This window comes from Mesorhizobium sp. M1406, assembly GCF_040317555.1.
Lineage (GTDB): Bacteria > Pseudomonadota > Alphaproteobacteria > Rhizobiales > Rhizobiaceae > Mesorhizobium.
This window is the reverse complement of sequence record NZ_JAMYKW010000036.1, coordinates 23,277-42,383: the sequence shown is the minus strand read 5'-3', so window position 1 is coordinate 42,383 and position 19,107 is coordinate 23,277. Positions and strand designations below refer to the sequence as shown.

At 60.9% G+C, this 19,107-nt stretch carries 19 protein-coding genes, 1 pseudogene and 1 riboswitch; of the genes and pseudogenes, 6 read left to right on the top strand and 14 right to left on the bottom strand.

Annotated elements, in window-relative coordinates; all coding sequences use genetic code 11:
• Positions 1–106: 106 nt before the first annotated feature.
• Positions 107–4,291 (top strand): tetratricopeptide repeat protein, encoded by a 4,185-nt coding sequence (locus NKH03_RS24260; RefSeq protein ID WP_352971025.1) that lies wholly within the window; start codon positions 107–109, stop codon positions 4,289–4,291.
• A 66-nt stretch (positions 4,292–4,357) separates the two neighbouring features.
• The gene (locus NKH03_RS24255) at positions 4,358–5,113 is read left to right on the top strand and encodes a hypothetical protein (protein WP_352971022.1); all 756 of its coding nucleotides are present in this window, start codon (positions 4,358–4,360) and stop codon (positions 5,111–5,113) included.
• Here the strand turns inward: NKH03_RS24255 and NKH03_RS24250 are convergent.
• Entirely contained in the window at positions 5,110–5,355 is a 246-nt protein-coding gene (locus NKH03_RS24250; protein WP_352971019.1) for a hypothetical protein, read from the bottom strand. The two genes, NKH03_RS24255 and NKH03_RS24250, sit on opposite strands and share 4 nt — an antisense overlap.
• Before the next feature lie 47 nt (positions 5,356–5,402).
• Positions 5,403–5,804, bottom strand: a pseudogene (locus NKH03_RS24245) (YkoF family thiamine/hydroxymethylpyrimidine-binding protein); the annotation flags it as partial.
• Positions 5,795–5,907, bottom strand: a riboswitch (TPP riboswitch). Its footprint overlaps the pseudogene before it by 10 nt.
• 219 nt (positions 5,908–6,126) lie before the next feature.
• On the opposite strand from NKH03_RS24245, the gene NKH03_RS24240 reads away from it, so the two are divergent.
• The gene (locus tag NKH03_RS24240; protein ID WP_352873476.1) at positions 6,127–6,462 is read left to right on the top strand and encodes a hypothetical protein; all 336 of its coding nucleotides are present in this window, start codon (positions 6,127–6,129) and stop codon (positions 6,460–6,462) included.
• Between the two features lie 128 nt (positions 6,463–6,590).
• Here NKH03_RS24240 and NKH03_RS24235 read toward each other — a convergent pair whose 3' ends face one another.
• Complete coding sequence (locus NKH03_RS24235) at positions 6,591–7,511, bottom strand: LysR family transcriptional regulator (RefSeq protein WP_352971016.1); 921 nt, start codon at positions 7,509–7,511, stop codon at positions 6,591–6,593.
• Positions 7,512–7,656: 145 nt separating this feature from the next.
• Between NKH03_RS24235 and NKH03_RS24230 the strand changes: the two genes are divergently transcribed.
• Positions 7,657–8,394: an SDR family oxidoreductase gene (locus NKH03_RS24230; RefSeq protein WP_352971013.1), complete on the top strand. Its 738-nt coding sequence runs from the start codon at positions 7,657–7,659 to the stop codon at positions 8,392–8,394.
• Positions 8,395–8,447: 53 nt separating this feature from the next.
• Here the strand turns inward: NKH03_RS24230 and msrA are convergent, their stop codons facing one another.
• The 10 genes from msrA to NKH03_RS24180 all read right to left on the bottom strand — a co-directional run bounded on the left by msrA (position 8,448) and on the right by NKH03_RS24180 (position 17,245).
• The gene (msrA, locus tag NKH03_RS24225) at positions 8,448–8,966 is read right to left on the bottom strand and encodes a peptide-methionine (S)-S-oxide reductase MsrA (protein ID WP_352971010.1); all 519 of its coding nucleotides are present in this window, start codon (positions 8,964–8,966) and stop codon (positions 8,448–8,450) included.
• Positions 8,967–9,098: 132 nt separating this feature from the next.
• Positions 9,099–10,643, bottom strand: coding sequence for a glycosyltransferase family 39 protein (locus tag NKH03_RS24220; protein WP_352971007.1), 1,545 nt, complete (start codon positions 10,641–10,643; stop codon positions 9,099–9,101).
• A gap of 344 nt (positions 10,644–10,987) precedes the next feature.
• On the bottom strand, positions 10,988–11,311 hold the full coding sequence (locus tag NKH03_RS24215) for a hypothetical protein (RefSeq protein WP_352882795.1): 324 nt from the start codon (positions 11,309–11,311) through the stop codon (positions 10,988–10,990).
• Positions 11,311–11,496 carry a hypothetical protein gene (locus NKH03_RS24210; RefSeq protein WP_352971004.1) on the bottom strand — a complete coding sequence of 62 codons (186 nt, stop codon included), beginning with the start codon at positions 11,494–11,496 and terminating at the stop codon, positions 11,311–11,313. Before NKH03_RS24210 ends, NKH03_RS24215 begins: the two co-directional genes overlap by 1 nt.
• Complete coding sequence (locus NKH03_RS24205; RefSeq protein ID WP_352971001.1) at positions 11,481–11,708, bottom strand: hypothetical protein; 228 nt, start codon at positions 11,706–11,708, stop codon at positions 11,481–11,483. Before NKH03_RS24205 ends, NKH03_RS24210 begins: the two co-directional genes overlap by 16 nt.
• A 1-nt stretch (position 11,709) precedes the next feature.
• On the bottom strand, positions 11,710–11,928 hold the full coding sequence (locus NKH03_RS24200; protein ID WP_352882792.1) for a hypothetical protein: 219 nt from the start codon (positions 11,926–11,928) through the stop codon (positions 11,710–11,712).
• Entirely contained in the window at positions 11,928–12,659 is a 732-nt protein-coding gene (locus NKH03_RS24195; protein WP_352970998.1) for a glycoside hydrolase family 108 protein, read from the bottom strand. The genes NKH03_RS24200 and NKH03_RS24195 overlap by 1 nt, the downstream gene beginning before the upstream one ends.
• An 854-nt stretch (positions 12,660–13,513) precedes the next feature.
• Entirely contained in the window at positions 13,514–14,086 is a 573-nt protein-coding gene (locus NKH03_RS24190) for an EpsG family protein (RefSeq protein ID WP_352970995.1), read from the bottom strand.
• A complete protein-coding gene (locus NKH03_RS24185) occupies positions 14,079–14,531 on the bottom strand; it encodes a hypothetical protein (RefSeq protein WP_352970992.1) in 453 nt (150 codons plus the stop codon). Before NKH03_RS24185 ends, NKH03_RS24190 begins: the two co-directional genes overlap by 8 nt.
• Before the next feature lie 218 nt (positions 14,532–14,749).
• Positions 14,750–17,245: a hypothetical protein gene (locus tag NKH03_RS24180; protein WP_352970990.1), complete on the bottom strand. Its 2,496-nt coding sequence runs from the start codon at positions 17,243–17,245 to the stop codon at positions 14,750–14,752.
• Between the two features lie 205 nt (positions 17,246–17,450).
• Between NKH03_RS24180 and NKH03_RS24175 the strand changes: the two genes are divergently transcribed.
• Entirely contained in the window at positions 17,451–17,720 is a 270-nt protein-coding gene (locus NKH03_RS24175; RefSeq protein ID WP_352970987.1) for a hypothetical protein, read from the top strand.
• 76 nt (positions 17,721–17,796) lie between these two features.
• Complete coding sequence (locus NKH03_RS24170) at positions 17,797–18,102, top strand: hypothetical protein (RefSeq protein ID WP_352970984.1); 306 nt, start codon at positions 17,797–17,799, stop codon at positions 18,100–18,102.
• A 9-nt stretch (positions 18,103–18,111) separates the two neighbouring features.
• Here NKH03_RS24170 and NKH03_RS24165 read toward each other — a convergent pair whose 3' ends face one another.
• Positions 18,112–18,555: a DoxX family protein gene (locus tag NKH03_RS24165; protein WP_352970981.1), complete on the bottom strand. Its 444-nt coding sequence runs from the start codon at positions 18,553–18,555 to the stop codon at positions 18,112–18,114.
• Between the last annotated feature and the right edge of the window lie 552 nt (positions 18,556–19,107).

Genomic DNA, 19,107 nt, shown 5'->3' with positions numbered 1-19,107 from the left:
CCGATCCATCCCGCTCTGCAATTTCTGCTTGCATTTTTGGAACAAATAAAGAACAATGTGCAGAACACCGCTTAAGCGGACAAAGGTGTTCGGGGGGACCAGCGAAATGGCGCGTTGGAAAGGTGTGGGGCTGGCTGCCGCCGTAAGCAGATTATCCGCGCTGACGAAAAAAGCCCTTCCATGGGTGCGCTGGTCGTTGGTAAGCCTTGTCGTCCTCCTTGTCCAGAACACGTCCGCACACGCCGCCGGCAAGGACTACGCCGTATGCTTCAGCGACCGCGAGATCGGTGCCGACCAACTCATCGCCGCCTGCGCACCGATTGCCGACGACAAGACCGAACCGTTGCGGAACCGTGTCATCGCCTATTTCCATCGCGGCCTCGCCTGGGACGACAAGCATGATTACGACCGGTCGATCGCCGACTACAGCGAGGCGATCATGCTCGATGCTAGAGAGGCCTCAGTCTACTTCAACCGCGGGGCTGCCTGGTACAACAAGGGGGAAAACGACCGCGCTATCGCTGATTTCAATGTCACCATCAGCCTCGAGTCCGGCTCCGGCGATGCCTACTACAGCCGTGGCCTGGCCTTCTTTCGCAAAGGCAAGACCGACGCGGCCATTATCGATTTCGAGCAGGCGCTCGCTGTCGATCCGCAAAACCACAATGCGCGCAACAGTCTCGGCGCCACCTGGCAACGCAAGGGCGACCATGACAGGGCTATCGCCGAATATGACGAGGCGATCCGCCTCGATCCACAAGACGTCACGGTGTATGTCAACAGAGGCATCGCCCACGCTTCAAAGGGCCATTACGACCTTGCGATAGCTGATTTCGACCATGCCGTCAGCCTCGATCCGGAAAGCGTCGACGCCTATGCCAATCGAAGCGCTGCCTGGATTGGCAAGAGCGACTGGCCGAGCGCACTTGCCGATGCCAATCGGGCGATTGAGCTCGCCCCCGACAGCGCGGACGGCTACTACAACAGAGCCGTCGCCTGGACGAATACAGGCGACAATGATCGCGCCATAGCTGATTTCGACAAGGTGATTGACGTCAACGCGAAGGACGCCGCCGCCTATTTCGGCCGCGCGCTCGCGTTGACCCGCAAAGTCGATCGTGACCGCGCGGCCACCGACTGCCGAAAAGCCATGGAACTCGACCCAAAAAGGTCCGGCGCCTGCAACGAGCAGGTGACAGGCGGTGAAGCTCCGTCTGCGGAAGCACCGATGGCCGCTCCACAGCAGGACAATTCAGCAGCTATCGCCTGGAATCTGCAGCGGGGGTTGGACCAGCAGATTCAAGGCTATGTCGGAGGAGCGATAGACTCGTTCAGCTTTGTAGTCGGGCTCGATCCCCACAATGCCGAAGCCTATTACGATCGCGCCTTGGCCAAGGCGTCTGTAGGAGACTATGTGGATGCTGCTGCCGACTGTAGACAGGCAATCAAGCTCGATCCGAAGCGGACAGGTACCTGCAACGAACAGGTCGCAGACGACAGGGTCCAGCCAGTCGAACCCGCTGCAACGGAAAAGATCGGAGATCCCGGCGCCGCCAAAATCCTAATCGAGCGCGGCATGGTGCGGCTGTCTAAGTATGGCATCGAGGGCGCCATTCTCGATTTCGACAGCGCCATCAGCCTCGATCCGAACAATGCCGATGCCTATTTCAGCCGCGGTCGCGCCAAGACACTGAAGGGAGATCTGGCCGGAGCGGCGGCGGATTGCCGGCACGCCATCGACCTCGACCCTGATAGGACGGGAAGCTGTCGCGAACATGATGCGAACGTCGAAGGCAAGCCGCCCGCAATTGCGGATGCGCCAAAGGCCCAAGCCGCCGTTCCCGACATGGCGGCCACGGAAGACACGCTGGCAGCAAAGGCCCTGGAGTCTACAGACCGGCGCGCGCTGGAAGCGATCCTGGGCGGCGATGCCTTCCTGGACATGGGCAAATACGACCAGGCGATTGGCGCATATGGCAAGGCGATCGCGCTCGATCCGAACAACCGGTTTGCCTATTTCGGCCGCGGCAAGGCCTGGGCCGCCAAGCGCGATTACGAGCAGGCGATCGCCGACTTCGACAATGTCATCCACCTCGCCCCCAATATGGCGTCGGCGCATGCTCGCCGCGGCCTCGCCAAGGTCACCTCAGGCGATACCGATGGCGCTCTTGCCGACTGCGACCGGGCTTCAACACTCGATCCAAAGGTGCGCGACGCTTACTTCTGCAAAGGCATGGCCTTGCACGCCAAGGGCGACCCGGCGCGCGCGATCGCTGCCTATTCGGTAGCCATCGAGATCGATCCGAAGGACGACGCCAGCTACTATGGGCGCGGCATGGCGCGGGCCGACAGGAAAGACTATGACGAGGCCATCGCCGACTTCGGCCACGCAATCAAGCTCGACCCCGACAATGCGGACTACCTCGTCAGCCGTAAGGCGGCGTTGGCGGCGCTGGGACAGGACGACGCGGTTGGCACCAAACCTGCCACTCCGCGGGACGCCGGCAATAGCACCAAGTCCGGCGGCAAGCGTTCCGCCGTCAGGATGGCGGAACTCATCCAGGCGACAGACCCGCGCGTTCTGGTCGAGGTACAGCAAGGCGACAGCCTGTCGAACTCGGGTAAGTATGATCAGGCAATCGGCGCGTATGGCAAGGCGATCTCGCTCGACCCCGACAGCCCCCTCGCCTATTTTGGCCGTGGCAATGCCTGGTCCGCCAAGCGAGTGTATGACCGGGCGATTACCGGCTATGATCAGGTGATCCGGCTCGTACCGGACCTGCTCTCTGCCCATGTTCGCCGGGGCATGGCCAAGGCCACGTCCGAGGATGCCGAAGGTGCTCTTCTCGATTGCGGCCGGGCCGCCATGGTCGATCCGAAGCTGCTGGATGCCTATTTCTGCATAGGCATGGCCTGGCACGTCAAGGGCGACGCCGGGCAAGCGATCACAGCCTACTCGGCGGCGATCGAAATCGATCCGAAGGATGCTCCCAGCTATTATGGACGTGGCATAGAAAGGGCCGACAGCAAGGACTACAGCGGCGCCATTGCCGACTTCGACCAGGCGATAGAACTCAATCCGGGCAACCGCGATTACGCGGTCGCCCGCAAGGCGGCGGTGACTGCAGGGGCCGCCGCGCCGGATGCCGTCGGCTCTGATCCCAAGAACCTCAAGGCTTTCATGGATCGCGGCGATGCGTTCTACACGAAGCGCAAATACGATCGCGCGATTGCCGAGTACAGCCGCGCGATCGCGCTCGATCCAAGAAAGGCGGCCGCCTATGTCGGGCGAGGACTGTCGCGCGCCGAGAAGGGCGACTACGATGGTGCCATCGATGACTACGGCAAGGTGATCGAACTCTATCCGGCCTATTTCGACGCTTACCTCGGCCGCGCCATCGCCTTGGGCAAGAAGAACGAACTGGATCGCGCCATCGCCGACTACAACCGCGCGGTCGAAATCGAACCTGGCTACGCACCTGCCTATTTCGGGCGCGGCAGCACCTGGTTCGCCAAGGGCGACTACGATCAGGCCATCGCCGACTACGACCAAGCGCTCAAGCTCGACCCAAAGCTGGCCATCGCTCGCAAAGGCCGCAAGGTGGCAGTGGCGGCGAAAGCGAACGCCTCAAAGACATCAGACGAAGCCGCTGGCCAGGCTAGTGATGAGGCGATCGAGCCAAGTAGCGGTTCGCCAGCCGCGCAGGCGTTCAGCAAGGGCTGGACGCTGCACGAGAGGGACGACTATGACGGCGCCTTAGCGCTTTACGACAAGGCGATCGCGCTCTTTCCGGCGTTCCATGATGCCTATCTGGCCCGAGCGATGGTCTGGGAGGCCAAGAGCGACTACGCTCATGCCGTCGCCGATTACAGTCAGGCAATCACGCTCAATCCGAATTTTGCCGATACTTACTACGACCGTGGTCAGAACCGCGGTTTCCAAAGAGATTACGATGGGGCGCTTGCTGACTACGGAAAAGCCATCAGTCTCAATACCAAGGACGCAAGGGTTTACGCCGATCGGGGCCTCATCTTGATGGGCAGGCATGAGGACGTCGCAGCGTTGCGTGATTTCGAAAAGGCCCTCAGCCTCGATCGCAAGAACCCCTTTGCCTATTTGGGCCGGGGCGTCATTCGGATCAGCAAGGCGGATTATGACGGGGCCATCGCCGATTTGAGCCAGACGATAAAGCTCAAACCGGATTTCGCGCCGCCTACAAAGTGCGGAGCAGAGCATGGGACGCCAAGGGCAACCACAAGCGCGCCGAGACCGACCGCAAGAAAGCGCTGAGCCTCGGGGCGAAATAGAGACAAGGTTCGGGAGGGCTGCCAGATGTCGCGTTGGAGGGCTTTGAGCGTGGCGGCGGTCGCCGCTTTGTCCTTCGTTGCAGTGAAGGTGTTGCCCTGGGTGGTCGGCTTTGCCGGCGGTAAATATCTCTACCAGACGGTGGCGAGTTCGCCCGATCCACAAACGCTGACCACAGCTCAGGTAAGGGAACAGATTGAGAGCCAGGGAAGCCAAATCTTCAAGGCAATCAAGCAGGAGTTTCCAGACGACTACGACGCCGTCGTGGAAAAGATCACGGCCGTGGCCAGACTTGGAAATGTCGATCAGATGCGAAATACGAGCAGGATGGCTGTCGCCGATCTCAGGCGAAGATACGCACCCCTGCTGTCCTCGGCTCCGGATGGCAAAGCCGCCGAAGCGCTGCGTGCACAATCGGATATGCTCAACCATGTCATGGCGCGGGAAACCGCCGCCGTCTGCAACAACTACCTACGTGAAGGGCCGGGCGCACTCAGCGCGCCGGACCAGGATTTCCTGATCGACATGGACAAGGTCGGCGCCACCCTGTTTCATGCCTTCGGTGCAGCGAAGGATGGCGGTTTGCCGGCCGCCGCTGCTAGCGACGGAGACTGGTCGCTGCTGGCCGACGCTTTCATCAATGCTGGCGGTACTCCCGCCGAGATGACTGCCATTGCCAATGTCAGCCGGGACTTCGAAGGTCTCTGCCCGGCCGTGGCAAAACTCTACGCAGCCGCCCTGTCGCTGCAGGGTGAATCCGGACGACACATCAAAACCACTCTGCTCTATGAGATCGTCCGGAATTAGTCGGATCTGCTGATCTGTGTGTCTGACGTAGAGCTGCCGCACTTCGTGAGCTTCTTTGATTGGCCAGCCATTTCCTCGAAGTTCGACGCGAAGAGATAGCCGCCGATCGCGTCCATCTTGGCCGGTTCCATCGTCCCGATGGCGCCGCTTTGGCTGCGCAGATAATGGCCGTCGACCAGCATCTTCAGTGAAGCCTCGATCAGTGCCGGATTGGTCAGCGTATCCTTGTTGGCGGCGACCAATAGGGCTGCCCGCCTCCTCGGGATGATCAACAGCGAACTGATAGCCGCGCCGCGTTGCCTCCGCGCAATTTCGTGCAGAAATGCTGGAGCGCTCATAGACGCCCGACTGCTTGAGAAAATCGATGCAGCCGTAGATCTCGTCCATATGGTCGTCGGTGCCCATCACGTAGAGCGAGAACTGCGCTGCCGCCGGCGCCGCGCACCGCCGCGATGCCGCATCCCTGCGCGGGCCGAGTGGCCCGACAGGTCCGCCAAGCGCATCGGAGCGGCAGATCGGATCATCCGGCTCGCCCGGACAGCCGCGCGAAATGGCAGCCGACAGCACGCGAGTTTGCCGCTGCGCGCCGCCACCACGAAGAGGTCGCGCACAGCGCGCCCAGCGCGCCAAGGATGACGCCGACGAAATCGTCGACCATGGGATATAGGGAAATCTGTGCGCCTGAAAACATCGCCCGCCTCGCTCCGCTGGTATTACCCAGATCAGCTTCTAGGGTCTGCGGGCTTGCCGCCCCGTCTCAGCCCCGACCGTACGGAGCACCCCCGTGGATGCGCGGGTTAATGCACCAATCAAACTGAAGTGAAAGCCATTTTTTCAGCGCGTTGCGCCAAAAAAAGCATAGCGCCAGGCCTGGTTCTTGGGTCGAAGCTGCCGATGCTGCTGGAGCGGAATTTTGTCGGGAACCTTCGCTGCCGCGACCTGTTGTCCCCACAGTCGCAATGCGATCACCTTCGTAGAAACAAGCGACGAGTTCACAGAAATGGAGACAAACCATGTTCATGAAAATCATCGCAGCTTCGGCTCTTACCGTCGGTCTGGCCATGTCAGCCATGGCGCAAAGCGCCGGTAGCAACAACGCAAATGGCGATGGCAGCGGCAGCGGGAAGTCGGTGACTGTGGAGCCGAACACCCCGGCTTCGCCGAATACGGTCAGCCCGGGTACTGTCGACCCCGGCATAACCAACAGCACGACCGGCATGCCCGGCGAAATGAATTCGAACGCAGATCGAAATTGCCCGGCCGGCCCGCAGGGTGCGCAGCCTGACGCTACCCACACGTCGCCGGGCACCTCTGCGCCGACGGTCAATGACAACCATTGCGGTAAGTAGGCCATTGCTGGCCACCGAAGAAGCCGCGAGCGCATGCTCCGCGGCTTCTTTGGGCGTCAGCGGAACCGGGCACTCCTAAACAAGGCCAAGCTGGCATTATCGACCTGTTCAAGCGGCGCGGCGCGCCGTCAGCCACCCGGCAGCGTTTGGCGTCCGGCATGTGCATGCCGCAGAAAATCGACGAAGGCGCGCACGGCCGGCGGCGTATGGCGCTGCTTCTGATAGCAGAGGAACCAGCCGGAAAACGTCGCACACCACTCATCCATCAGCGACACCAGTTTGCCGGCATCGATCAGCGGACGTACCAGCTCTTCCGCCCAGAATGCGATGCCGACGCCCTGCACCGCGGCGGCAATCGCCATGTCGCGGCTAGAGACGATCAGCGGACCGTTAACCGCGACCGAAAACCATTGGCCATCCCTGGCGAATTCCCATCTGTAGGGGCCGGCACTGCCCGGCCGGCGCCAGTTGATGCAGCGGTGTTGGTGCAAATCCGCGGGTGCCGACGGCGATCCGTGACGGGCGACGTACTCCGGCGAGGCCACGGCGAGTTGGCGCTGGGTGCCGCCGAGCGCTACGGCGACCATGTCGGCTTCAAGAAATTCACCAAGTCTGGCGTTGACATCATAGCCGGCCTCGACACTATCAATGGCGGCATCGTCGATCGTCACATCGAGCACGATGTCGGGCCAAGCCTGGTGAAAACGGCCGAGCACCGGCTCCAGATAGGTGGTGGCGGCAACACTGGGCATATGGACGCGCAAGATGCCGGCTGGCATGCCACGCAAGGCTATGGCATCGCCGACCGCCGCCTCCATCTCGGCCATGGCCGGCGCGAAGCGCGCGTGTAGGCGCGCGCCGGCTTCGGTCAGCGAGAGGCTGCGGGTTGTGCGGTTGAGCAGGCGCAAGCCAAGCCGCGCTTCGAGCTGGCGGATCGTCTGGCTGAGCGTCGATGCGGAAATCCGGAGATCTTCCGCGGCGCGAGCAAAACTGCCATGCGCGACGACAGTGGCAAAGGCCTTCAGCTCCGCATAGTCGCTACCCCGCATTATCTCGGATTCTCCAATGAGTATGATCGAATTCTATCGCATTTTCCGCAGGGCGTCTGCTGCCTAGTTTGAGGACATATCTCGAATGATGCCGATCATCGGCATCGAGCGCATCTGAACTTCTCTTTGAGCAGGAGCAACCAACATGCGGAAACTCAATGGAAAAATCTCCCTGGTGACTGGCGCCTCCTCGGGCATTGGCGCGGCAACAGCATTTGCTCTGGCGGCGCAAGGCGCGGTCGTCGTGATCGCGGCGCGACGTCGGCAACGGCTCGATGATTTGGCCAAGCGCATCCGTGATGCCGGCGGCGAGGTGCTGGCCATCGAGGCCGACATCACCGACGAGGCGCAAGCAACCGCCATGGTCGGTCGCGTCCTGGAGAGCTACGGCCGATTGGATATGCTGTTCAATGTCGCCGGCGTCGGCGTCGCCGCCCCTTTCCAGAACACCACCACGAGCGAATACCGGGCGATGGTCGATATCAACATTCTGGGTTTGCTCTATACGATCAACGCAGCGCTTCCGGCGATGAAACGGCAGGGATCAGGCCATATCGTCATCGTCTCGTCGGGCACCGGCCGCTACATCCATCCTTCGGTCGTCTATTCCGGCACCAAGCACGCGGCCAGCGCCATGGCGGAATCGCTGCGCCGCGAAATCGCCAAGGATGGCATTCGCGTCACGGTGATCGAGCCAGGCGCGGTCAGGACCGAATTCACCGCCAACATGCGCGATGACGTACGCTTGGCGGTCGAGCAAAGGTTGGGCGACATGGAGCAGTTGGAGAGCGAGGACATCGCCGCCGCAATGCTCTACGCGGTGTCGCAGCCGCCAAGGGTCAACGTCAACATCCTGACGCTCTACCCAACGCAACAGGCATGATCCACGACAGACGGCAAGATCAGGATCGGGGCCTGGCCCCGATCCAGCAAATCCTACGAAACAGCTTTTTCGTGAACCGGCAGCTTCCAGCCCGGCCTGACGAAGTGGCAGGTGTAGCCGTTAGGATATTTCTCCAGATAGTCCTGATGCTCAGGCTCGGCTTCCCAGAAGGGACCGACCGGCGCCACTTCGGTGACGACCTTGCCCGGCCACAGACCCGAGGCATCGACATCGGCGATAGTGTCCTCGGCGACGCGCTTCTGTTCGTCGCTGGTGTAATAGATCGCCGAGCGGTAACTCAGCCCGACATCGTTGCCCTGCCGGTTGCGGGTCGTCGGATCATGGATCTGGAAAAAGCGCTCCAGCAGTGTGCGATAGCTGATGTTGGCCGGATCGAAATTGATCTCGATGGCTTCGGCGTGGGTGCCATGGTTGCGGTAGGTGGCGTTAGGCACGTCGCCGCCGCTGTAGCCGACACGCGTGGAGATGACGCCGGGATAGCGCCGTATCAAATCCTGCATGCCCCAGAAACAGCCGCCGGCAAGGACTGCGCGTTCGGTCGAAGTCGCCATATCACGTCTCCTCAAAAGCAATTCCGGGGAAAGCGTGTAGCGATCTTCCGTCTGGAATTGCGCAAAAGCAAGTTGGATCTCCCCATAAATGGGCATTGTCTCTTGCTTCGTCCAGCGGACCGCCGACCTGCTTCAGTTGCTCGTTTGGGCGAGGCTGTCGATCGCATTCGGCAATTGCGGCGCGCCGGGCGGTATGGCGGCAAAGCTGACCGCCACAGGCCGCGCCCTGAGCGACCAGTCGAAAAGAACGGTTTTGACCGGGACGCTACCCAGCCACGCCTGCAGATAGGGTGGCACGTCGCGCCCAGGCCAGACCAGCAGTATGCCGTGGTCGCGCAGCCGCTCCTTGGTGATCCAGGGGGCGTACCGCATGTTCAGGTCGGTGAAGATCGACGGCTTGTCATAGGCATTGAGGCCCGCCAGCAACGCGATAAGGGTATGGCCGCCGACGATGTCGAGCCGACCGGGCGCGGCCGCGTGCCAGACGGCCTCGGCCTCATCCGATATCTGCCGCGCCGGCCAGCAGACGGCGTCCATGCGTCCACGCAAATTGCATTTCGTCCAGCGGATCCCCGCATAAGCACCAGATATGCCGATAATGCAGACGAACGCGCAAATCGCCAGCTTTCGCATCTCGACGGTGCCGAGGCGGTGGCCCAGCAAGGCAAGCGCCACAACGCCAGCAAGATTGTACATCGGCGCGCCCCAGGCCTCGCCTGCACCGGTGAACAGGGACGCCACCATGACGAGGAGCGCCGGGGCAAGCCCCATCCACAAGAGATAGACGAGGATACCACGCCCAACGGGCTCTTGCGGCGCCGCCGAGCGCCGCAGCAGCCCTGATATCGCGAGCACCAGAACAAAGCCGCAGAGCCCAGCCATCTGGACGCCGATATAGTAAAAGCGGGAACGATGGGCCAGCACCCACTGATCGCGCCAGGCGGCATAGGTCAGCGGCAGGAAATCGACGCGGTTGATTTCGACGGCCAGCGGCGCGGCGACAGCGACGAAAACCACAAGGCCAAGCCATGGCCAAGGCGTGGCGAGCCGACTGCGTGCCCGCGGGTCGGACAACAGCCAGATCGCGCCGAACAGCAACAGCAGGCCGGTGGAAAACTTGGCGTAGAGCCCGAGGCCCGATACGAGTCCGAGCGCAAGCCACCAGCCCGGCCCACCACCACGCCCTGCACGCCACAACAGCCAGCAGATAGCGGCCCAGAAGGGCATCTGCGCGTAGTCATGATTGAACTGCGGGGTCGGCCAGCCGAAGAAATAGAGAGACGGCATCAAAAGCACGGCAGCCAGCGCGCGCTTCTGCCCTATCAGGTCACGGGCCAGCAGATAGACCAGGACGAAAGTCGCCGAGATCATCAGCTGGGCCACGAAATATTGCGGCCAGCGGAACGATCCGGTCAGAAGATGGCTGGTCTCGAGCAGCCATGCGGGAAGCTGTGGATGCTTGTAGGTCAACAGCACCCATTCGCGGCCCCACATGAAGCCTTCGACAACATCGTTGGGCGGTGAGACGTTGACAAGTGCGGGCATCACCGTCCAGCACAATATCTGCATCAGGCACAAAATCGCCAGCAAATACAAGGGATGACGGATTAGACTCGACAAAAGCGATGGAGAATCGACGCCGGCGGCAGGCAATCCCGCCGGCACCCAGTTGTCCATGGATCCATCTATCCCCGCCATGCGGCGCTTAAATCACATAGTCCGGTTTGACGAACAGCCCGAACATCGAAGCTTACGAAAAAGTATAGCTATGTGCCATTGCAGCATCAAGATCGAGCAGGAGTATCGACGCTCCTCTCTCCAGGCACGACAGCGCCGCGTGCGCTCGACTTCTGGATGGCGCGCGCGGCCGTTCTCGTCATCATCTGCCTGCAGCTTCTGGTCATCAACAACCTCTCATTTGGGCCGCGCTGGCTGGCCCCGGCGCTGGAGGCCGCCCGAAACGCAAAGTAGCCCGCCCGGCGTGAGCCGAGGCGGGCAAAAAGTGCGGCCGGAGCCAGCAGCTATTCCTCTGGCGCCGGCCTGAATCTCCGCACCACAAACTCGAACAGGACGTCCGAGATCCACATGGCGCAGACGCCGATCAGGAAGGCGGCGGCCAGCGTGGTGGTGTCGTCGGCGGGATCGGGCATCGGCAGGCCGGTGATCCTGGCATAGGAGACCGCCGGCAGCGTCAGATAGGCCGCGGCAAGCGCGCCGCAGATCGGCGAGGCCACCATTTCGCGCAGCTTGTAGCGATGCCGCGACAGCGCCCGCAGAACGCCGCCGGCAAGGCCCGCCGCGACGACCGGCCCCTTGATGCCAAGCAGGTCGAAAAGATCGTTCATCACGGCCTCCATCCACAGAGCTTCTGGCCCTTTTCGTTGTGAGCCAGGATCGCCGCCACCGACGCAGCGGAAAGGATCGCCACCTCTGCCTGTGTCGGCCGGATGGGATGCCCGGCCGCGCAGAACGACCCGCCTGATGTGGTGCAGCCGGCCAGCGTGAGCGAGAGCGCTATGATTTTGACCATCTGCCCAGCCTCCCCCGGTTGTCGTCCAGCGTCCGGCCGGCGACGGCGTCGTCGATCTTCTGGGCTTCAGTGCGGGCCGCGGCGTCGGCGGCATCCTGCCTGGCCTTCTGGCTGGCCTTGCCCTTGGCGTAGGCAGTCCAGAGACCGGCGAGCGCGGCACCTATTGCAAGGAGATATGGCCAGACCTGGCCAAGCAGTGCGAGCGTTCCCATCTCATGTCTCCTTGGCCGGCGGCGCGACCATACCGCGCGGACCGTCACGCACGGCGTTGATGACGATCTTGGCAAGGGCGATAGCGCCGCTGATCTGAAGCGCGGTGCGATCGGTGACGCCGAACATCGTCCAGTCGAAGCCGACCAGGGCGCCACCGCAAATGATGGCGATCAGCGTGTTGAGGAGATTGTGCAGCGCGTTGGTGTTGAACCATGCCATCAAAAGATGCTCCCGAAAAAACCGGTGACGTGGTGCCAGAAGGCCGCGAGCGCTCCGGCCATGAGGACGAGAATGCCGGCCGCGGCCGCCGTCTTGCCGCCGGATGGCCGTGAAGGCGGCCCGGGCTGATCCGTCGGCGCCCCATTAGCGGACGTTTCGACCCTGGGTGGCTGCGATGACGGAACAGGCGCGGATGCGGCCACCGGTGCCGCGGGACGTTGCGCCGACATCAGCAGGGCTTGAGCTCGCACCGACTTGATGCGATCGGACCAGCCGCGCCCGAATGTTGCCCATGTCGGCAGCCGTTTGAGAAACGCCAGCCGCGCATCGCAAAGCGCATCGATGATGACGCCGGCCGGCTTTGCCTCGACTGCCGCGAGGGTCGCCGGTCCGATCCGGCCGTCCTGGGCAACGCCCACGGCCGCCTGCAAATATTTCGCCGCCCGGCCAGGCCCGCTGTTCACCGCGAAATCGAACACGGCAAAGTCGACGCCATTAGGCAGTTCGGCGCCGAGCACGGCGTCCCAGTAGAAGCGGCGGTAGATCGTGGCAAGCTGCGCGTCGCCGATGCTGCGGAGGTCCGCCTTTGTCGCGTCGGCCTTCACGTAGCGTCGGAAGTTCGCGAGCGTGACACCCTTCATGGTGGCGCCGCCGGGATCGGCCGGATTGTCCGACCAACCGCCTTCCGATTTGAGGACGAGCGCAAGCGCCCGCGCGAAGTTGCGGTCCATGGAGATGGTTCCTTTCGGATCGGTTTTTGCTAGGCTGGGAAGGTGGACACGATGGTTCGATTTGCTCACGACATGTCCCGGCCAGGGATGGACCGGAGGATCATGGCGTTGATTGGCGCAGCCATACTGGAGGGCATGGCCGTGGTGTTCTGGTCAGGACGCAAATCCTGAGGAGAGAGGGGCAAGATGACGGACAACGTCCAAGGTGCGATCACCGACGCCTGCAAAATCGCAGCGGCCGGACGCAACCTGCCGGGCTCGTAGTGAGGCGCATCGCAGCAATATCTTTCGTGCTTGTTGTTCTCGCGCTATGCGCCACGGCCTCAGCCATCTACTCAAGGCTGAAGGACGGGCTTTCCGTAGCCTGTTTCATCGCTTGGAATGATTTCGGCTGCCGTTGCGATCGGATCGGTATCCGGGCTCATTTGGCAGTTTACGTAGTCTCAAATGCGAACTTCGCTGGACGGGTTCTTTTGGCTCGCTCCTCGTGCTGCCAATTTCGGTGACCCTTTATGCCTCAGTTGCGTGGACGGTCGCCTGGTACTTTCTTGGCTGGCAATGACGATCCGCACGCATCGAGCACAACAGAGCAGGTGCTGCACGCAAGCCCTCGTCACTGCCCGGCCGCCGTCCGATTTGAGAACGGTCGCAAGCGCCGGCGCGGGTTGGTCCATGGTGATGGTTCCTTGAAGGTTGAATATGTTCTGCGGGGCCGATAGAGGATTTCACGGTCGAAGAGATGCGACACGAGAAAGCAGCCCACAGCACCTCAATCGATGCGCAGAGCGATGCTCAAGCGGTGATTAGGCTAGACCGAAGGGCAGCGCGAGAACTGAGCAAGCCGTGGATATGAGTTAGGCGCCTTGCCAACGACTGGACGAGTGAGTTTCACTACGCGGATCGGTCTGCCGAAAAAACCGGCGCGGCGCGGTTATACGGGCATACAGCGTCACGAGCACCACCGGCAGCAAAAGCATCGGCATCATGGCGACTCGGTTGTAGTAAGGTAGTCCGCTCGCCAACATGTATATAACAGTCATGAGGACACAATACTTTCCCAAGCGCTCATCAGACTTCTTTGCCGCCCTCTTAATCAATAAGACACTGGCGATGCATTGGACTAACGAATAGGCAAAAAACAGCGCCTTGAACCCTATTCGATAGCTCATAAACATGTCGGAGGAGTACTGAGTGTATAGGCCAGCCTGCGCCAAAATCGGAGTAATTATTACATTCGAAATATCAGGAACAAAATCTGTAATGTAACCCGCGAAAATCAAGGTAACTGCGCCAACGATCAATTTTCCTGAACGTGGAACAAAATCTGCCAAGACATAGATCGCAACGAATAGAGCAGCGCTATAGTGGCTGCCGATCGCCAAGGCGGCAAAGAGGATGGCTCGGTATTTCTTGCCGTCATTAATCATTAATCGCGAGGAAGAACGCGAGAATGAAGATAAGCGAAAACCCTTGACGCAACGTGTTTTGGCCCAGTTGCTCGAACCATGGCAGCATGATCAGGCCGACAGCCGATATCGCACCAAGGACTACGCTATCGCTTTGTCTGACCGAGTAAAGATAGTAGACTGAGACCATGACCATGCTGTTGGCTAGCATGCTGTCAGAAATCGAAAACCCTAGGTTGGCGTATAGCCAATGCATGGCGATGAACACAGGTTCATGCGCCACAGCCGTCATATAGACTAGGAACGTTGCTCTTGTCGCATAGGCGAAATCTCTCGAGTAGGCGACGATATCACCTTCCAAGGCATACGAGGCATAATTCGCATAGTCGGTTCGAGAAACCGCGAAGAAGAGCACCGGGGCAAGAAAGAGCAACTTTGGGAACCAGAATTGGCGAATGGGCCGCATTCGAAACGCCTTTTCGATTCTTGGCGACACGTGCAATAAACACCTTCATTATTGTCATGTGAAACGCAAGATGCCGACGCCCTCCAAATTAAGTTGCCGGCCAGCGCTACGTGGGCCCGCCAAACATGGTCCTCGTGGTGATCGCCAAGCACGCCGCCCGTGGATCAACGTTGAAAGCGCCTTCGGTGCTTGCCGACCGGCGGTCCCGATTGCGGGCGTCAAAACTCAATGAACTCAACTGTCACGCAAAGCCCTATCAGAGTTCTGCCTGCGCCGACTGAATTTGAGTTGACGAATATGACGTCGCCCGGCTCCAGGTCAGCGCCGGCTGAGTTGGCAGCAACAGCGCCGTCGCGCATGACGAGCGCCGTCAGCCCTGTTGCGCTGGTATCAATGGTCGACACGTTTGCCGAAGCACCTGCCCGGAAGCGTCGCAAGATCAGATTCCGATAATTGGCCGCATCGGCGGCAGCATCGGCAGTCGCTTGGTAGCTGGCCCGAACAATCCGGCCACGGCGACGCGCTACGAACACGCCCTTGTTTATCAACCCGGTTGCAGCATAATCGCCTAGCTGAGCGGCGATGCTTTCGCCGAATATGTACTTCTGCGCGTCACCTTGGAGTGTAACCACTCCCTTGACGTGATTGGTTTTCCCCCATCTAAGGGAATATGGATAAAGCAGATATTCCCACTTCACCGCGCCACCAAATGGCCGCCAAACCACAGTGCCATCGGCGATCCTATGATCTGTCCCAGCCGGACCACCTGCAACCGCCGAAGTGCCTGCCGTCACGCAGATGAAATACGCGTCACCGTTCGATCGCAATGCATCCACAGTGTAAACGGTCGACGCCGCCCACACCGCAATCGATGCCGAGCCGTCATCTGTGACAGAAAGCGCCGTTCCGGTTGGCCCGCCACTGCTGGCCGATTTCCCCTCGGCTGTCGCGCGATAGAAATTCCCGCCGTTGGTCACAATAGCGTTGCGCTTGTAGATCGTGTCACCAGCCCAAGCCGCTATGGCGGTGCTGTCGCCGTTCAACACCACGTTACCGCCGATATCGCACTCGTCGACGGAAGCGCGTCCGGCACGAGTGGCAAGCCCCGTGATTGTTAGATCCGTAAGTGCACCACCAAGCGTGTTGTTTCCCCGCGTTATCAGCCGCCTAACCTTTGCCTGTGAAGGTGTCGAAATATTCAGGCCGCCTTTGTCAGATGCCTCAATGCGTAGTCCGTCGATATCGACGTCGAGATCAGACCAGGCGATCTGATCGGCATTCGACGCGGCCGAAATGCAGTTCACGGCATGGTTGAAGCCGCATTGCGCCCGGCGGGAGGTGATGTCCTTGAGCTTCAGGTTGACCGCCTCGCGAATATCGAAGTAGCCGTGATCGTCGAGCACAATGTTTTGCAGGGTAATGTCCTGCACCGGGGCCGCACCGGCATGATTCCCTGCCGACCAATCCCACCCGATGTAAAAAGCCGGAGTGGCCGCTGAGCCGACCGCCGAACCCGAGATGTTTGACAGAAGGATGCGCTTCCCAACCTGGAAATTCCTGACAATCGTGCCTGCAACATATTCCGCAAACGTATCGGGCGTCGTCGTTTTGTAGTTTATTGTGACGATGTTTCCAGTGTTGTTGACTGAAAAATCACCGATCGAAGCATCGACTTGATCGTTGACGTCGATGCACTGGTTCACGCGCGCGGTCGACTTGAACACTCCATTGCGGATGACAACACGTTGGCTGGCACCGTCGAGATCGATCGCTTCCGAGAAATCTTCGAAAAGGAAATTCGTCATCACGAAGCCATCGACATAGCGAACATTGAAGCCGCCCGTCACCTTCTGATGACGATGTCCGTCAACCTGCACATTTTTGCTGTTCTGGATGTGGGCGTAGTAGCCACGCCGGTTGCCGCTGGAACCGCTCTTAGTATCCAGAAACCTCAGTCCGTCGACGCCGACCGCATAGACAAAGCGTTGGTTGCTGTTCGTTGCATCGGAATTATTTTCAGGGTCGAAGGTAAGACTGTCAAACGTAATGTTCTTCCGGGCGCCGACGATCATGTTCTTGTCGGTCGAGAAGACCGGCTGGACATCCGCCGCGATAGCGCTGGCCCGGCTCACACCGTGCAATACCGCCTCATGGCCATTGAAAGTGACGTTGTCCGCAGTTAGAGCGACCGCACGATAGACGTTCACCGTAGGGAAATTGCCGAAGGTGAAAGGCGAGACTGAACCTGGCACCATCTTGTAGGAACCGGCTGGCAACCTGACCCCGCCCAGCGCCAGGTCGTGTGCCGCTTGCACGGCCGGCGCATCGTCATTGGAGTTATTCTTACGAGCGCCTTTCTGTGAAGCAAGCGGCGTGTCTGCCAGCGTGTACCCCGCCAGCGTCACGCCATCGCTCAGGGTGATCACCAGATCCCCGGCCGAGGTCGCGTTCCTGCGGTAAACGGCGCCGCTGCCTGCAACCTGATGGCTGTCGTAGAACGCGGTGCGGATGTAGGTCGGGGCGATAACCGGCGAAAACGCTTGGGCCGCCGCAAGCGTGGCGAATTGCGGATCGATCACCGTTGTCATGGCCTCGGCCGCGACATTGGCCGCTGCCTGGGCCTGGTCGATGATGCCCTGCGCGGCGTCCCGAATACCCCCGACCGTGTCGTCGGACTGATAGAACGACAGGACAATGTCGTCGGTACCGATCACAGGGTTCAGCGTCTGGAAGGCAAAGCTGCCCTCACCCCGTCAACGACTTTCTGAGAAAAATTCCTATCTCGGTCGACCCCCCTGCCCGACCGGGGCCCGCAAGCCGTGGAATTCTCCGGCCGGCTGGCCATGAGCCGGCATCCGTGAAATCATTAGCGGAAGCTTATGGAATGATTCCCGTCGCGCGGCCTTGTGGGAGAGGACGATGGACAGACCAGCCATGGCATCCGTGTTCAGGATGCGGCATGCATCGGCCACGGTTTCCGGGGTGCGCAGCACCGGCCAGGGCCAAGCCGATCCGATCATCCGCGTGCGTTCGCTCGGCGAAGCGATCCGCTTCGTCGCCCACGCCTACCCCCAATACGACATCAGCGCCGTCGCCATCAGTTGCGGCGATCCTTCGGTCACGCGCCTCGGCAGCCTGGAGGTGAAGGCGCTGTGGCGCGAATATGGCGAGCGCCTGACGCAGGAATAGACCGGTTCCGCGCCGCCTTCCGGATCGGAAACGCCGCTGGCGCGTTTCAACTGGATCAATGGAGGGAAAAATCGCCATGAACGTCGCCAACCTGCAACTCGAAGGCCTGCTCATGGCCGTCGCATCGATCAACCACGTCCTGGTTCGAAAAGGCATACTGACGGCTGAAGAGATCGACATCGCCTTGCGCAAGGCCGAAGCCAGCGAAACCAGCCAGGAGCGATCCGAAGGCATGTCGGCGTCCAGCCGCGATGCCATCAATTTTCCAATCCGGCTGCTGGAACTCGCCAACCAGTGCCAGCCGGAGGCCGACATGCCCTCCTTTTCAAAACTCGCCCGTATGGTCGGCAAGGTGAAGGAGCCCTACAACGACCAGCTGTGATCCCTCGCCTCAAGCCCTGCCCGGCCATCCCAGATTGAGCGAAAGCACCTTGCCCGGCCCGTGCACGGCGGCAAACAGCAATCCGGCCAGGAAGGAAAAATGGTCGACGAAGAAGCCGAACTCGGCCTGGTTACCGGCCCAGTGGCTGGGTCCGTGGAACGCAAGGCCGAGGAACAGCACATAGGCGGCGGCCACCAGGGCGGCTTGCGAGAAGAAGGCGCCAGTCAGGAAACACAGCACCAGGGCGACTTCCAGGATCGCCGCGCACCAGGCCAGGAACAGCGGAAACGGGAAGCCGGCCGTGGCGATGTAGCCGGCGGTGGCCTCCATGCCCATGAACTTGAAGGTCACGGCCATCAGGAAGACGGCGGCGAAGATCAGGCGGGCGATGAGAAGTGCCGCGGTCTGCCACGGCGATTGGGTGATTTGCGACTGTGTGATTTGCGACGGCATGGTCGTTCTCCAGGTTTGCAATGGGTTCCGACCCAAGGACGCGCGACCGACGCCAGGTCCGACACCCCTGGGCAGATTTTTGTCTGGAAGCCGACTTATCCGAGGTGCCTCTTTGAATCCATGCACCGTGCCGGCAAAAACCGATTTTCGGTTTGCCGGCCGATCTCGCCGCGATGCGCCTTAAGCCGGCCTGAGGGCGGATTCGGCGCCGACGGTCCTTCCAGCATCCCGCAATCATGAAACTTGTTGGTAACCGCGAAAATGCTATAGTTAGCTGGGGCTAATGCACAGGTATACCGGTGCAGTTATTCGGGGTGGGGTTGAAGTGGGCACAAGCGTCGGGTTCAAAGCAAAGTCCCGTGGCGTCCGGTCGACGGCGCTGCAATGCAGCGGCTGCGGTGGCGCCGGCCAGGTCTTCCAGTGTCCGCGCTGGACGAGTTCCAACGGCCATTGCTGCCCCGCCGGTACGCACCAGCGCGGCTGCCCCAGCGTCAGCGCAGCATGCACCGAGTGCGACGGCGAGCGCTCGTCCGACGCCGGCCCCAGGCGCTC

Excerpts from the sequence above, each read along its gene's own strand:
- NKH03_RS24190 (WP_352970995.1), bottom strand. The coding sequence starts at position 14,086 with ATGATTAATGACGGCAAGAAATACCGAGCCATCCTCTTTGCCGCCTTG.
- msrA (WP_352971010.1), bottom strand. The coding sequence starts at position 8,966 with ATGGCGACTTCGACCGAACGCGCAGTCCTTGCCGGCGGCTGTTTCTGG.
- NKH03_RS24170 (WP_352970984.1), top strand. The coding sequence starts at position 17,797 with ATGAACGTCGCCAACCTGCAACTCGAAGGCCTGCTCATGGCCGTCGCA.
- NKH03_RS24210 (WP_352971004.1), bottom strand. The coding sequence starts at position 11,496 with ATGGTCAAAATCATAGCGCTCTCGCTCACGCTGGCCGGCTGCACCACA.
- NKH03_RS24175 (WP_352970987.1), top strand. The coding sequence starts at position 17,451 with ATGGACAGACCAGCCATGGCATCCGTGTTCAGGATGCGGCATGCATCG.
- NKH03_RS24195 (WP_352970998.1), bottom strand. The coding sequence starts at position 12,659 with ATGGACCGCAACTTCGCGCGGGCGCTTGCGCTCGTCCTCAAATCGGAA.
- NKH03_RS24220 (WP_352971007.1), bottom strand. The coding sequence starts at position 10,643 with ATGGACAACTGGGTGCCGGCGGGATTGCCTGCCGCCGGCGTCGATTCT.
- NKH03_RS24260 (WP_352971025.1), top strand. The coding sequence starts at position 107 with ATGGCGCGTTGGAAAGGTGTGGGGCTGGCTGCCGCCGTAAGCAGATTA.
- NKH03_RS24165 (WP_352970981.1), bottom strand. The coding sequence starts at position 18,555 with ATGCCGTCGCAAATCACACAGTCGCAAATCACCCAATCGCCGTGGCAG.
- NKH03_RS24215 (WP_352882795.1), bottom strand. The coding sequence starts at position 11,311 with ATGAACGATCTTTTCGACCTGCTTGGCATCAAGGGGCCGGTCGTCGCG.
- NKH03_RS24240 (WP_352873476.1), top strand. The coding sequence starts at position 6,127 with ATGTTCATGAAAATCATCGCAGCTTCGGCTCTTACCGTCGGTCTGGCC.
- NKH03_RS24230 (WP_352971013.1), top strand. The coding sequence starts at position 7,657 with ATGCGGAAACTCAATGGAAAAATCTCCCTGGTGACTGGCGCCTCCTCG.
- NKH03_RS24205 (WP_352971001.1), bottom strand. The coding sequence starts at position 11,708 with ATGGGAACGCTCGCACTGCTTGGCCAGGTCTGGCCATATCTCCTTGCA.
- NKH03_RS24200 (WP_352882792.1), bottom strand. The coding sequence starts at position 11,928 with ATGGCATGGTTCAACACCAACGCGCTGCACAATCTCCTCAACACGCTG.
- NKH03_RS24235 (WP_352971016.1), bottom strand. The coding sequence starts at position 7,511 with ATGCGGGGTAGCGACTATGCGGAGCTGAAGGCCTTTGCCACTGTCGTC.
- NKH03_RS24185 (WP_352970992.1), bottom strand. The coding sequence starts at position 14,531 with ATGCGGCCCATTCGCCAATTCTGGTTCCCAAAGTTGCTCTTTCTTGCC.